This window comes from Snuella sedimenti (genome assembly GCF_016428595.1).
Lineage (GTDB): Bacteria > Bacteroidota > Bacteroidia > Flavobacteriales > Flavobacteriaceae > Snuella > Snuella sedimenti.
Genome location: NZ_JAELVQ010000021.1, coordinates 24,472 through 37,694, shown reverse-complemented (window position 1 = coordinate 37,694; position 13,223 = coordinate 24,472). Strand labels below are relative to the sequence as shown.

The window sequence follows — 13,223 nt, the reverse complement described above, 5'->3', positions numbered from 1 at the left end:
TGAAATAAAGTATTTTAAGAGGGTTCAGTTGAACTATTTGTGTAAGTTAAGTCCAGTGTAATAATCTGGACTTTTTTTTGGTTTATAGTTGTTATTTTCTAGGGTGGTATAGCGCTATTGTCTTGGCTAAATGACTGTTATCCATATGTACATAGACTTCGGTAGTAGTTATGCTTTCATGTCCTAGCATTAACTGGATGGATCTTAGGTCTGCATTGTTTTGAAGTAAGTGTGTCGCAAAAGAATGTCTAAAAGTATGGGGAGAAATATTTTTTTTAAGTCCGATTTTCTGAGCTAATCGTTTAATAATGGTAAAGACCATAGCTCTGGTAAGCTGTTTGCCTTTATAGTTTAGGAATAAGGTATCTTCATGCCCCATTAGAACGGGGATTTTTGATCTAACCTCATTTAAATAAATGTTAATAAAGTCTTGGGTTGCTAAAACAATGGGTACAAAGCGTTGTTTGTCTCCTTTTCCTGTTACTTTTATAAAACCTTCGTCAAAATATAGGTCGGAAAGTTTCAGGCTAATTAATTCACTAACGCGTAAGCCACAACCGTAAAGCGTTTCAAGCATGGCATAATCGCGTTTGCCAATTGGTATATTTTTAAATGTTTTGTTGGTGTCAATTGCACCGATAAGCTTGTTTATTTCGTCTACACTTAAAGTATCTGGTAATTTCCTACCAATTTTAGGAGATTCTATAAGTTCTAAGGGGTTGTCGTTTCTATAATCCTCAAAAATCAAATAGTTAAAAAAACTACGCAGTCCAGAGATCAATCGCGATTGGGTCCTAGCGTTAACGGTTTTTGCTATTTCATAAATAAATTGTTGGACGGTTTCGGTGGTAATTTTTATTGGAGAAACACTAATGTTGTGCTGTTCTAAAAAACCAATAAACTTTTTAACATCAAGCGCATAGTTGTCGATCGAGTTTTTTGATAAACCCCGTTCTATTTTTAAATATAGCTGATAGTCTTTAAGGGCATGTTCCCATTTCATGGCAATAAAAGTAAAACATTTACACAACATTTTTATGATTAAATTTCAGGGAAACTACGGTGTATTGTTTTAATATTTAGTAATCTGCTTATCATGACCGTAGGAAAAGTTGGTTTTAAATTGTAGTTTTTTCTTTTTTTATATCAATTTAAGTTTTATGTTTGTTTCATTATAATTTTAAAAGATACAATCAAAATGAAAAAAATTTTTTTATGTGCAGCCATTGCTGTATTAGGACTTACAAGTGTAAATGCCCAAGGAGAACCAAAGGTTGGTGTAAATGCTGGTCTAGTTGTTGGTGATTTTAGTGATGGTTATTCTTTTAACCTAGCTTTGGATGTTGCTTACTTGTGGGGATTATCTGATCAAATTGAAGCTGGAGCAACTGTGGGTTATTCGCATTCTTTTGGAAAGGATGTTGAAGGGTTTAAAGTAGATGATGCCAGTTTTTTACCATTGGCCGCTTCGGGACGATTTAATGTGTCTGAAGAATTTGCCTTTGGTGTAGATTTAGGGTATGCCGTAGGTATTGACGAAGGAAATGATGGTGGATTTTACTATGCACCAAGGATACAATATGGTGTAAGTGATAATCTTGATATTGTTGCAGCATACAGAGGTGTTAGTATGGATGCTGGCCCAGTTACTTTAGGGTTTAATACTATTACATTAGGTGTTGAATTTGAATTGTAGAATTAAATGAATTTTTTATAAAAAGGGAGCTAACGGCTTCCTTTTTTTATGCCAAATTTTTAATACTTTTACTGCATGAAACGAACATTAATAAATTTTAAGCATTTTTTCACAAAAGGGAATGTTTAAAATTTTTAATGTGAGAACGAGTGTAAGGAGTGGTTGCACACGTTCTTAATTTTATAATTACAATAAAATAAATTAATTACTAAAATTTAAACGTGTGAAAAAACTAATCATAATAAACGGGCCTAATTTAAATTTATTAGGGAAGCGCGAACCTACTATTTATGGGAATTTAACGTTTGAAAATTTTTTAGAAACCTTAAAACAACGATTCCCTGATGTTGAAATAGACTTTTTTCAATCTAACATAGAAGGGGAGCTCATCGATAAATTGCACGAGGTAGGATTTAGTTATGATGGTATTGTATTAAACGCTGGGGCGTATACTCATACGTCTGTTGGTATAGGCGATGCCGTTAAGGCTATTGAAACCAAGGTAGTAGAAGTGCATATTTCCAACACGTTTGGGAGGGAAGCATTTCGTCATCAATCCTATATCTCACCTAATGCCTCCGGAGTCATTCTTGGTTTTGGTTTGCAAAGTTATGAATTGGCTATCCAGAGTTTTCTCTAAATATATGTATTTATAAAGGCTTTTAGCTTTGTCCAAGTATCCAATAGTTCTAAACCTGTCCATCCGTGTCCGGCTTCTGGGTATAAGGTAAATCCATGGGCTACTCCCAAGCTCTGTAGTTTGTCCCTTAATGCAGTGCCCTGTGTAGTAGGAATAAGGGGGTCTTGACCTCCATAAAACAAAATGGTTGGTGGCGCAGTATTTGTTGCTTGATGGTAGGGACTCACTTCCTCTAAATAGGTAATAGGCGCATCGGATCCGTACGAATCCAAGAGTTCTTGTAAATTTGGATTCGTATTATTAAGATATGCAGGATCTGTAAAATTCGTAGGGCCAACGATGCTACATACCATAGAAACTTGTTTTTTTGTATCAAAGGCATAACTCCAGAGTAAGGCTAGATGAGCACCTGCGCTAATTCCTATAAAGCCAAGTTTATTAGATATGGTGTATTTGTCTTTGTTAATCTTTAAATGTTCAACAATATTGGTTATATCATTTATTTGCATTGGATATGGGGCATTATCATCATCTGCTAAGCGGTAATTTATATTAACAATAGCAAGGTTAGGCAAATCCAATCGTAGTAAATCTTTAATTGCATTCATTTCGCTCTTGTCCCCGGCTGACCATCCGCCGCCATGAACAAGTACTATAATTTTAGTGTTTTGGGATCTGTTGGCAGGTAAATACAAATCGAATGTTTGGTCGGGATCTTGGCCATAAGCAATATCTAGCTGTTCATAATATAATGACGGGTCTAAAGTATCAATGATTTCTGCATCTGTTTTTTCATTCGAACAGCTGCAAAGGTTTACAAATAGCAAAATAGTTAATAAACTATATTTTAAGGACTTCATAAGGAAAATAATAGTTAATTTGTATTTATAAATATACGAATATATTATGGCTGAGTTAATGCGCATATATGAAGAAAACCCTAACCCTAGGGAAATAAGCAAAGCTGTTAATGTGTTAAAACGTGGCGGACTTATAATTTATCCTACGGATACAGTTTATGGCCTAGGTTGTGATATCACAAACGTTAAGGCATTAGAACGCGTGGCTAAAATTAAGCAAGTAAAGCTTGAAAAGTCTAATTTTTCGTTTGTATGCCATGATTTAAGTAATTTAAGCGATTATGTTAAGCAAATAGACACATCTACCTTTAAGATCTTAAAACGGGCACTTCCTGGACCATACACTTTTATTCTACCTGGTTCTAAAAATTTACCCAATCCTTTTAAAAAAAGAAAAACAGTGGGGATTAGGGTGCCTAAAAACAATATTGCATTGGAGATAGTTAAGCAATTAGGTAACCCTATTATTTCGACATCTATTCGTGATGAAGATAGCATATTGGAGTATACAACTGATCCTGAACTGATTTTGGAAAAATGGGATAATTTGGTAGACTTGGTAATAGATGGCGGATATGGAGACAACCATGCGTCGACCATTATTGATTTATCACAGGGGAAACCAGTTGTAGTAAGAGAAGGAAAGGGGAGTTTAGAGATTTTATAAATCTGCTTTGTTGAGCGAATAGTTCGTTTCAAAAAAATATTTAAAATTATAGCTTTCAAAACTCATAAAAAAAGCCCAGCCAAAATGACTGAGCTTCTTATATTATTTATAAAGCTAAGTTATTAGTTACTAGCTTCAAGATTTTTCATTTCTTTTTCGATCATGTCGTAAAACTGGTCAATTTTAGGAAGTATTACAATACGGGTACGTCTGTTTTTTGATCTGTTCTCTGCTGTATCGTTATCAACTAGTGGCACATAGTGGCTACGTCCAGCAGCGATTAATTGACTTGGGTTAACATCTAAAGTTTCTAAAACTCTAATAATTGAGGTAGAACGTTTAACACTTAAATCCCAGTTGTCTAATAAAGGCTCTTTTCTGTAAGGTACATTGTCGGTATGACCTTCAACCATACATTCAAAATCAGGCTTGCTATTTACAACTTTAGCAACTTTAGCTAATACGTCTTTAGCTTTTGATGTTACGTTGTAGCTTCCACTTTTAAATAATAACTTATCAGCGATAGAAATAAATACTACTCCTTTTTCAACATTTACTTCAATATCTGGGTCGTTAATACCTACTTCACGCTTAAGACTTGTAACAAGTGCTAAAGTAACACTGTCCTTTTTAGTGATAGCATCTTGTAAACGAGAAATCTTAAGATCTTTTTCCTTAATACTTTCTAAAGTTTTTTCTACGTTGCTTGCACCTTTAGCCGATAAAACTGTTAAATTGTCATTTGCTTTACGTAAATCAGATACTTGCTCTTCTAAGGCTGCTGCTCTGGCTGTTGCAGAAGCTCTGTCTTCTAAACAAGAATTTAACTTAACGGTAGCAGAATTAAGTAAGTCTTGCGTTTCTTTGTGTTTAGCTTCTAGATCTGTGAATTGCTTTTTAGATACACATGAACTTAGTAAAAATATTGTTGATAAACTAAGTAATACTACTTTTCTCATAATTAATTGAAATTAAAATTTAGGCTTAATGAATTTGCACAAAAGTATGTAAAAAACCGTTTAATTTAGTACACTTAAGGAAATTTTTAATAACTATTTAAAAACTTTTGTAAAAGGAGTTCTTTTTTACGAAATAATCGAAGGCAATCGATGTAATTTGATAATAATTCAAATCTTTTTGAATATTTTTCCGTTGTTTTAAAAAAATACTTACATTTTTATAGAAATTGAAATGTGCCTTAACAATGGCAAAGGTATGCTTAAGCTTTAGTTCTAAGAGAAATTTAATGCCTGCCAATCCGTCTATAGCCAATCTCATGATAATTAAAGCCAATATATTACCGTGTACATTTTTTGTTAGCATAAATAAACTGTTTCTAAAGTTGAGATAGGTCTTTTGGGGGTTTGACGCATTAAGTGTCGCACCACCAACATGATAAATGGTAGACAATCCAACGTATTTAATAGTATATCCTAGATGTTTAGCACGCCAACATAGGTCTATCTCTTCCATATGGGCAAAGAATCGCTCATCGAATCCATTCAACTTAAAAAACACATGGCTTCTAATAAATAAGCAAGCACCTGAAGCCCAAAATATCTCCGTTGTATCATTGTACTGCCCATTGTCCTTTTCAATGGTGTTAAAAATACGTCCCCTACAATATGGATACCCATATTTATCTATAAATCCTCCTGCGGCTCCAGCGTATTCAAAATAATCCTTTCTCTTATAGTCTAAAATCTTAGGTTGAATAATAGCAGTGCTGGATTCTTCTTTAAATATTTCCAAAATAGGAGGGAGCCAATTCTCGGTCACTTCTACATCGCTATTCAATAAGCAAAAAATATCAGCTTCTATACATTTTAAAGCGTCGTTATAACCCTTTGCGTAACCACCGTTAACCGTGTTTTTAATGATTTTTATGTTGGGATATGTACGCTTTATAAAGTTAATGGAGTCATCAGTAGAAGCATTATCTGCAACATAGATATCCGCTTGTTTTGAATGCGATATAACGGATGGTAAAAATTGTTCTAAAAGTGCTTTACCGTTCCAATTAAGTATAACAATGGCAATTTTCATCTGTTTAAAATTTTATAGTTTTCTGAAAAATGAAGAAACTAAAAATTTCTGCACATTCAGGAATTCGCATAAAAAATTTAATCATGTTGGTGGGTATGCAATGATGAAATTTGTTTATGCTCATTTCATAATTTGTAATTAGGGATATCTTTCAAAAATATATAGCGTTCGGCTTTGAAATCCATTTGACAATAGTAATGATTGAATCCATTGGTAACCATTAAGTAATCTGCATTTAAAACCAGGTTGTAACGTGCAATTTGATCAAAAGTATTTTGGCTTATGGTTATATTGGGGGCTTTACATTCTATTATTAAATGAATTGTACCATTGGGGTTAAAAACAACAATGTCGTAGCGCTTTTTTAAGTCGTTTACAACCAACTCTTTTTCAACATTTATAAGGGATTTTGGAACGCTTTTTACATGCATTAAATAATGTAAGCAGTGTTGTCTTACCCATTCTTCGGGTTGTAAAATGACAAACTTTTTACGTATACTATCAAAAATAGAAATTTTATTTTCGCTACTTTTGAATCGGAACGAAAACTTTGGAAAGTTAAGGTCTTGCATGTATTGCTCGTATAATAGTTTTCAAAGTTAAGTCACAAAGTATAAACATACAAAACTCAAATTTTAAAAGCTTAGTTTAGCTGTTGGATTTTTGGGTTAATTATTTTGAAATGTTAAAGAATCTTGGACGAAGTAAAGCAATTAGTTACAGACATAAAGAACAGAAATTTAAAGCCCATTTACTTTTTAATGGGGGAAGAACCTTATTACATTGATAAGATCTCGGATTTTATTGAAGATAATGTGTTGGCTGAGGAAGAAAAGGGATTCAACCAAATGGTTTTATATGGGCGTGATATAACTATCGATGATATTGTTAGTAACGCAAAGCGGTATCCAATGATGGCAGAGTATCAGGTGGTCGTGGTAAAAGAAGCTCAGGATTTATCACGTACCATTGAAAAATTGGCCGATTATGTAGCCAATCCGCAACCTTCAACTGTTTTGGTTGTTAACTACAAGTATAAAAGCATAGATAAGCGAAAAACCCTATATAAGACATTAAAAAAAACAGGTGTTGTTTATGAAAGCAAAAAGCTTTACGAAAATCAGGTAGCCGATTGGATTCGTCGGGTGTTGTCACCCAAAGACTATAGTATTACGCCAAAAGCAGCGCAGATGTTGGTTGAGTTTTTGGGTACCAATTTGAGTAAAATAAACAATGAGCTAGAAAAGTTGCAGATTATTTTACCAAAAGGAAGCCAGATAACCCCAGAGCTTATTGAGCAGAATATTGGTATTAGTAAAGATTTCAATAATTTTGAATTACGTAAAGCCGTAGGGGAGAGAAATGCAGTAAAGGCTTATCAAATTGTAAAATATTTTGCAGACAACCCTAAGGACAACCCAATGGTCGTTACTGTTTCGTTGCTATTCAATTTTTTTTCCCAATTACTTCATTTTCATGGTTTAGAGGATAAATCCCCACGAAGTGTAGCATCAGCATTAAAGATTAATCCCTATTTTGTGAATGAATACATTTTGGCAGCTCGTAACTATCCAATGCGAAAGGTGAGTGAAGTGGTGGCTATATTACGTGAATTTGACGTTAAGAGCAAAGGAGTTGGATCCAATGCCGTACCCCAAGGAGATTTGTTAAAGGAATTATTAGTTAAAATTTTAGCTTAAGCTTCTAAGAGACTGTTTAAAATTCGTTTTTGAAATTTGCTATAGGTCATTTTTTTGCCAATTAAGGCTTTAAAACAGGAGTTTAGCAGCGCTAAATGAGGATTTTCATAACGAAAAGTGGTGAAAGGGGCGTAACAAAACCAAAAGGAGGAATTTAAACAGTCTCTAAGAGTATAGCGCTTTAGTTTGCATATGCAAAGATGGTTAACATTAGCATCGTAAATAGTGTTAATATGATAACTAAGGGCATTACAAACTTTAACCATTTGTCAAAACCTACTTTTACTATGGCCAACGATGCCAATATTAACCCAGTAGGGTTTATAAAAGCAAAAAGCCCCATACCATATTGGTAGGTGTTTACAATCATTTCGCGCCCAATACCAACCCCATCTGCTAATGGTGCCATTATAGGCATTGTTAATACAGCCATACCAGATGATGAAGGAATAAAGAAAGAAAGACCGCCAAAAACAAACAGCAGGGCATTGGTGAAGACACCTTTGTTCATGCCATTTGTAATGTTACTGGAGTAATACAATATGGTGTCACTTATTAGTCCGTCATCCATTAGCACAGTAATCCCTCTGGCAATACCAATGATTAAAGCTACACCCAATAGATCACTGGCTCCTTTAACGAAAATGTCTACAAATAAAAATTCTTTAATTTTTGCAATACCACCTATTAATACCGCGCCAACAAGAAACACGCTGGTCATTTCAATAAACCACCAGTCCAAACTTGAAACACCATAGATCATAATCACAAAGCACATAATAAAAATAAAGAGTATGAGGCGTAACCGGTTTGAGAGTTTAAGACTCGAGTGTGTTGTATTGCCAAAAAGTTGCTCAATGGCCTCCTTTTGGTCATATATAATGGATTTACTAGGTGTTTTTTTTACGCGACTGGCATAGCGTAAAATGTAGAACAAGCAGATGGTGGTACACAAAACAAGCATAAGCAACCTAAAGTTTAGCCCTGTTGTCCAGTTTATGCCAGCAGCATCCGAAGCAATAATGGAGCTAAATGGATTTGTTGTTGAACACATGGTGCCAACACTAGAGCCTATATAAATGGAAGCTAAAGCAACCATGGCATCGTAGTTGGCCGCAAGAAATATGGGGATGAGAATTGGGTAAAAAGCAATGGTTTCTTCGGCTAGTCCAAATGTAGTCCCACCAATAGCGATTAAAAAAGTAACCGAAATTATAATCAAATATTCCCTTCCTTTTAAAACTTTAGCAATCCAAGCTATACCGGCTTCAAAGGCACCAGTATGGTTCATAATGCCAATAAGTCCACCAATAATCAATACTAAAAAGATAATGTCAGCAGCTTCTATTATGCCTTTAATTGGGGATTTAATAAAGGATGCTAATCCTTGCGGGTTAGCTTCTAGTTGGTTGTAAGTGTGCGGAATGCTAATGGGTTTCCATATATCGCCATTAGTAAATTTTTCCAAAGGAATTTTTATTTGTAAGCTATCCAAAGTTTTTTGGCTGGCAGGAAGTGTAAAAGAGCCGTCGCTGGTTATTTTTGAAAAGGTATTTTGAGTTTTGTTGTAAGATAATGTATGGTATTTGCCAGCGGGAATGATCCAAGTTAAAAGAGCAACAAAGCCGGCAATTAATAATAGTATTGTTTGGGCGGTCGGGAATTTTAAGTTTTTCAATCGTATCAATTTTTGTAAGATTAAAGATAGTATTATTTTAGTTCGATTTTTAGAAATTATAAAAAATGGATGTAGCGATAGAAGAAAGTTGGAAAGATCATTTAGCGTTTGAGTTTATTAAGCCTTATTTTCAAGACCTAACACGATTTATAAGTCAAGAGTATGGAGCTTATACGTGTTACCCTCCAAGAAAAGAAATTTTTAATGCTTTTAAACATTGTCGTTTTGAGGATGTAAAAGTGGTGCTTATCGGTCAAGATCCGTATCATGGCGTGGGGCAAGCCAATGGTTTGTGTTTTTCTGTAAAAGAGGATATAGCACATCCTCCCTCACTTAAAAATATTTTTAAAGAAATAGAAAGTGATATGGGTATACCTTATCCAGAGAGTGGTAATTTGATGCGATGGGCAGACCAAGGTGTATTGCTGTTAAATGCGACATTAACAGTGCGGGCACATCGGGCAGGAAGTCATCAAAATAAAGGATGGGAGACTTTTACGGATGCTGTTATTAAACTTATAAGTAAAGAAAAAGAAAACATTGTTTTCTTACTTTGGGGAGGTTACGCAAAGAAAAAGGTAAAGCTAATAGATACAGCTAAGCATCACATATTAGCATCTGGACACCCTTCACCTCTAAGTGCCAACAAAGGGCACTGGTTTGGTAATAAGCATTTCAGTAAAACTAACTCCCTGTTGGTGCAAGCTGGCCTTCAGCCTGTTTTATGGTGATTTCGGGTCTAAGTACAACAGGTTTTTTACTGGCTCTTTTAGGTTTACTGGTCTTGTTGCAACTAAATTTTAAGAGCAACAAATTAACAATTACTAATACCGAAAGAAAAATAGTAATTTTTAATAACATAGTTTTTGGGGTTTAATTCGTTATAATACAATTAATGTGGTTAAAACGCATATTTCATCGGTTAAGGTTAATAGCTTTGCAAAAGTAATAAATAAAATACTACAAGCCAAGGAATTTGACCGTTTTTTTCTTACAAGATGATAAGATAGACTGCGTTTTTAGTCAAGTAACCATCTTTTAAAGTGCTTATTTAGTGCATCTTTATGAACCATTATAGAGATTGATTTTAATTTAAAATAAGCTACACTCATATAAATATAACCATCATTGCCTACACGTTTCGAGTTTTTGCCCCAAGAGTTTTTTACTTTATAATAAGTAGTGCCGTTTTGATCCTTTAATAAACCAGTAATGTGCATTAAATGATCATCGGTAGTATTGTAGTTCTCAAATTCTTCTTGCCTTAATGTTTGTGTAATTGTTTTTTCGGTAGAAATTGAAGTTAAAGCCTGTAAATAATCTTGTCCGTCATTTGGGATTATTGCTAATCCGTATTTTGCAGAAAATGTTTTTTCACTTACATCACAGTCCAGTTCAACAGTAAACCCCTTTTCTAATGCATTATTGACAATACTTACCATATCATCAAGTGGCACATTATAAAACGATCCATTCGAAAAATTGTCTGGGATGTTTAATATAAAATTAGTGTAAAAAGGTTGGTGGGTAAAGGAAGTTATGCTAATATAATCATCGGGATTTATTTTGGTCATTTTTAAAAAGGACATAGGTGTATATGAAATGCCATCATAATTAAAATTGCTTATGTTTTCCCCAACTTGAATGTCTAAAATATTGGTTACATCTTGTTGCCAAGTTGATTTGTACTGTTTGGGAGCCTTGATAAACTGATTCAATGTTATTTTTAGTGTATCAATTAGTTTCGAATGGTTAAAACTGCCTTTTTCATCCAATACGGCTTTAAAAGCAGTATCAGGAACTAATCCATGTTGACTAACGCTGTTTATAACGTCATGCGCTAAGCCGCCCTCACTAAATTGGGCTTTGCCTTGTCGCATTACATAATTCCAGGCTTTTTTAGGGTAGGTATTGCGGACAGTATACATTTCAGATAAATCTATGTGCTTTCCTGTAAGTCGCATAATCTCACTTTCTAAAAATGAAGAAGTAGAAAAACTCCAGCAGGTTCCTGTATTGCCTTGACTAATAACTTCGGTCGCATCAAGATCTATGATTGTTTTAAATTCATAGGATTGAGCATTGGATACTAATGATATACAAACTAAAATATAACAGAGTATATTATTTTTCATGATGAAGTCCCTATTTTATGAAATAAAATTTATTTTTGGCTAAAATAAAGAAAATGGAGCAAGCAAATTGGGTAACGGCTAAGGAATATGAAGACATTACATATAAAAAATGTAATGGTGTTGCCAGAATAGCATTTAACCGACCAAACGTTAGAAATGCCTTTAGACCAAAGACAACAAGTGAATTGTATGATGCTTTTTACGATGCAAATGAGGATGTAAACATAGGGGTAGTTTTATTGTCTGCAGAAGGGCCTTCAACAAAAGATGGAGTTTATTCTTTTTGTAGTGGCGGCGATCAAAAGGCCAGAGGGCATCAAGGTTATGTTGGGGAGGATGGATACCACCGCTTAAATATTTTAGAAGTTCAGCGCTTAATACGCTTTATGCCTAAGGCTGTTATTGCTGTGGTGCCCGGTTGGGCTGTAGGAGGTGGCCATAGTTTGCATGTGGTATGCGATTTGACTTTAGCCAGTAAGGAGCACGCTATTTTTAAGCAAACTGATGCCGATGTAACAAGTTTTGATGGCGGCTATGGTTCTGCCTATCTGGCAAAAATGGTCGGACAGAAAAAAGCTAGGGAAATATTTTTCTTGGGCCGAAATTATTCTGCTCAAGAAGCTTACGAAATGGGTATGGTAAATGCTGTTATTCCCCATGACGAATTGGAGGCAACGGCTTACCAATGGGCTCAGGAAATATTAGCGAAGTCACCAACATCAATAAAAATGTTGAAATTTGCCATGAACTTAACAGATGATGGCATGGTTGGCCAGCAAGTGTTTGCAGGTGAAGCTACCAGATTAGCCTATATGACCGATGAAGCTAAGGAGGGACGAAATGCCTTTTTGGAAAAGCGTAAGCCTAATTTTGAAAAAAAATGGATACCATAAATGAAGCAACTCTCTCTTTGGATTTCTACAATGCGTTTAAGAACGCTACCATTATCTATTTCCGGAATCATTTTAGCTTCATGTTTTGCTGAATATAACGGTGTTTTTAAATGGAACATTTTTGTTCTTGCTATTTTAACTACTTTAAGCTTACAGATACTATCTAATTTAGCAAACGATTATGGTGACGGTGTAAAGGGTACCGACAATGACGATAGAATAGGTCCCGAACGTGCCATACAAAGTGGTAAGATATCACCAGAAAGTATGTTTCAAGCCATTAAGATTAATGTTCTAATATCTATAGGTTTGGCATTTTTTCTTATTTTCTGTGCTTTTGGGGTGCGCCATTTTTTTTTAACCTTAATATTCTTTTTACTGGGCATTGCTTGTGTTGTGGCCGCCATTCGATATACTATGGGGCATAATGCTTATGGCTATAGAGGACTGGGGGATCTTTTTGTTTTTATATTTTTTGGGTTAATTAGTGTTGTTGGTTGTTATGTGCTATATGCAAGGACAATAGACCATGTTGTGTTTTTACCGGCATGTACCATTGGGCTTTTAAGTGCTGGAGTACTCAATTTAAACAACATGAGAGATATAGAATCCGATAAAAAATCCAATAAAATAACTTTAGCGGTTAGGTTGGGGGCTAAGAATGCCAAGTTATATCACCAGGCACTGGTTGGTTTGGCTATCGTGCTTTCTGGGTTATTTGGGGTTTTATATTATACATCGCCATATAACTTAATTTTTGTTATAGCTTACATGCCTTTGGTTAAGCACCTTCTAACTGTAAAGCACAATACAGAACCCAAACGATTAGATCCGGAATTAAAGAAATTAGCTTTAACAACGGTGTTGCTGGCTGTTTTAATGGGGATTGGCTATCTGTTATAATACGT

At 34.7% G+C, this 13,223-nt stretch carries 14 protein-coding genes; 7 read left to right on the top strand and 7 right to left on the bottom strand.

Features of this window, described 5'->3' with window-relative positions; genetic code table 11:
- Positions 1 to 91: 91 nt before the first annotated feature.
- Positions 92 to 1,003, bottom strand: a complete 912-nt coding sequence (locus JF259_RS13945) for a site-specific tyrosine recombinase (RefSeq protein ID WP_199116066.1) — start codon at positions 1,001 to 1,003, stop codon at positions 92 to 94.
- A gap of 195 nt (positions 1,004 to 1,198) precedes the next feature.
- Between JF259_RS13945 and JF259_RS13940 the strand changes: the two genes are divergently transcribed.
- Together JF259_RS13940 and aroQ are read left to right on the top strand one after the other, a co-directional pair.
- Entirely contained in the window at positions 1,199 to 1,696 is a 498-nt protein-coding gene (locus tag JF259_RS13940) for an outer membrane beta-barrel protein (RefSeq protein ID WP_199116064.1), read from the top strand.
- A 223-nt stretch (positions 1,697 to 1,919) separates the two neighbouring features.
- Entirely contained in the window at positions 1,920 to 2,336 is a 417-nt protein-coding gene (aroQ, locus tag JF259_RS13935) for a type II 3-dehydroquinate dehydratase (RefSeq protein ID WP_199116062.1), read from the top strand.
- Here the strand turns inward: aroQ and JF259_RS13930 are convergent.
- Complete coding sequence (locus JF259_RS13930; RefSeq protein WP_233164289.1) at positions 2,333 to 3,196, bottom strand: alpha/beta hydrolase; 864 nt, start codon at positions 3,194 to 3,196, stop codon at positions 2,333 to 2,335. The two genes, aroQ and JF259_RS13930, sit on opposite strands and share 4 nt — an antisense overlap.
- A gap of 46 nt (positions 3,197 to 3,242) precedes the next feature.
- Here JF259_RS13930 and JF259_RS13925 point away from each other — a divergent pair, with 46 nt between their 5' ends.
- Positions 3,243 to 3,863 carry an L-threonylcarbamoyladenylate synthase gene (locus JF259_RS13925; protein ID WP_199116060.1) on the top strand — a complete coding sequence of 207 codons (621 nt, stop codon included), beginning with the start codon at positions 3,243 to 3,245 and terminating at the stop codon, positions 3,861 to 3,863.
- Between the two features lie 122 nt (positions 3,864 to 3,985).
- On the opposite strand, the gene JF259_RS13920 is transcribed toward JF259_RS13925, so the two are convergent.
- The 3 genes from JF259_RS13920 to JF259_RS13910 all read right to left on the bottom strand — a co-directional run bounded on the left by JF259_RS13920 (position 3,986) and on the right by JF259_RS13910 (position 6,481).
- On the bottom strand, positions 3,986 to 4,822 hold the full coding sequence (locus tag JF259_RS13920) for an OmpA/MotB family protein (protein ID WP_199116056.1): 837 nt from the start codon (positions 4,820 to 4,822) through the stop codon (positions 3,986 to 3,988).
- A gap of 97 nt (positions 4,823 to 4,919) precedes the next feature.
- Positions 4,920 to 5,909 (bottom strand): glycosyltransferase family 2 protein, encoded by a 990-nt coding sequence (locus tag JF259_RS13915; RefSeq protein WP_199116054.1) that lies wholly within the window; start codon positions 5,907 to 5,909, stop codon positions 4,920 to 4,922.
- 125 nt (positions 5,910 to 6,034) lie between these two features.
- Positions 6,035 to 6,481: a type I restriction enzyme HsdR N-terminal domain-containing protein gene (locus JF259_RS13910; protein ID WP_199116052.1), complete on the bottom strand. Its 447-nt coding sequence runs from the start codon at positions 6,479 to 6,481 to the stop codon at positions 6,035 to 6,037.
- Positions 6,482 to 6,604: 123 nt separating this feature from the next.
- Here JF259_RS13910 and holA point away from each other — a divergent pair, with 123 nt between their 5' ends.
- Complete coding sequence (holA, locus tag JF259_RS13905; RefSeq protein ID WP_199116050.1) at positions 6,605 to 7,609, top strand: DNA polymerase III subunit delta; 1,005 nt, start codon at positions 6,605 to 6,607, stop codon at positions 7,607 to 7,609.
- A 181-nt stretch (positions 7,610 to 7,790) separates the two neighbouring features.
- Here holA and JF259_RS13900 read toward each other — a convergent pair whose 3' ends face one another.
- Positions 7,791 to 9,287, bottom strand: coding sequence for a YfcC family protein (locus tag JF259_RS13900; protein ID WP_199116048.1), 1,497 nt, complete (start codon positions 9,285 to 9,287; stop codon positions 7,791 to 7,793).
- A gap of 65 nt (positions 9,288 to 9,352) precedes the next feature.
- Here JF259_RS13900 and ung point away from each other — a divergent pair, with 65 nt between their 5' ends.
- Positions 9,353 to 10,018 carry a uracil-DNA glycosylase gene (gene ung, locus JF259_RS13895; protein WP_199116047.1) on the top strand — a complete coding sequence of 222 codons (666 nt, stop codon included), beginning with the start codon at positions 9,353 to 9,355 and terminating at the stop codon, positions 10,016 to 10,018.
- Between the two features lie 288 nt (positions 10,019 to 10,306).
- On the opposite strand, the gene JF259_RS13890 is transcribed toward ung, so the two are convergent.
- Entirely contained in the window at positions 10,307 to 11,422 is a 1,116-nt protein-coding gene (locus JF259_RS13890; RefSeq protein ID WP_199116046.1) for a C1 family peptidase, read from the bottom strand.
- 53 nt (positions 11,423 to 11,475) lie between these two features.
- Between JF259_RS13890 and JF259_RS13885 the strand changes: the two genes are divergently transcribed.
- Together JF259_RS13885 and menA are read left to right on the top strand one after the other, a co-directional pair.
- Complete coding sequence (locus tag JF259_RS13885; protein ID WP_199116045.1) at positions 11,476 to 12,315, top strand: 1,4-dihydroxy-2-naphthoyl-CoA synthase; 840 nt, start codon at positions 11,476 to 11,478, stop codon at positions 12,313 to 12,315.
- The gene (gene menA / locus JF259_RS13880; protein WP_199116043.1) at positions 12,316 to 13,218 is read left to right on the top strand and encodes a 1,4-dihydroxy-2-naphthoate octaprenyltransferase; all 903 of its coding nucleotides are present in this window, start codon (positions 12,316 to 12,318) and stop codon (positions 13,216 to 13,218) included.
- Positions 13,219 to 13,223 lie beyond the last annotated feature (5 nt).

What these genes read in the sequence shown, in the direction of transcription:
- JF259_RS13945 (WP_199116066.1), bottom strand. Translation starts at nt 1,003, where the DNA reads ATGAAATGGGAACATGCCCTTAAAGACTATCAGCTATATTTAAAAATA.
- JF259_RS13940 (WP_199116064.1), top strand. Translation starts at nt 1,199, where the DNA reads ATGAAAAAAATTTTTTTATGTGCAGCCATTGCTGTATTAGGACTTACA.
- JF259_RS13930 (WP_233164289.1), bottom strand. Translation starts at nt 3,196, where the DNA reads ATGAAGTCCTTAAAATATAGTTTATTAACTATTTTGCTATTTGTAAAC.
- JF259_RS13925 (WP_199116060.1), top strand. Translation starts at nt 3,243, where the DNA reads ATGGCTGAGTTAATGCGCATATATGAAGAAAACCCTAACCCTAGGGAA.
- JF259_RS13920 (WP_199116056.1), bottom strand. Translation starts at nt 4,822, where the DNA reads ATGAGAAAAGTAGTATTACTTAGTTTATCAACAATATTTTTACTAAGT.
- JF259_RS13915 (WP_199116054.1), bottom strand. Translation starts at nt 5,909, where the DNA reads ATGAAAATTGCCATTGTTATACTTAATTGGAACGGTAAAGCACTTTTA.
- JF259_RS13910 (WP_199116052.1), bottom strand. Translation starts at nt 6,481, where the DNA reads ATGCAAGACCTTAACTTTCCAAAGTTTTCGTTCCGATTCAAAAGTAGC.
- ung (WP_199116047.1), top strand. Translation starts at nt 9,353, where the DNA reads ATGGATGTAGCGATAGAAGAAAGTTGGAAAGATCATTTAGCGTTTGAG.
- JF259_RS13890 (WP_199116046.1), bottom strand. Translation starts at nt 11,422, where the DNA reads ATGAAAAATAATATACTCTGTTATATTTTAGTTTGTATATCATTAGTA.
- JF259_RS13885 (WP_199116045.1), top strand. Translation starts at nt 11,476, where the DNA reads ATGGAGCAAGCAAATTGGGTAACGGCTAAGGAATATGAAGACATTACA.
- menA (WP_199116043.1), top strand. Translation starts at nt 12,316, where the DNA reads ATGAAGCAACTCTCTCTTTGGATTTCTACAATGCGTTTAAGAACGCTA.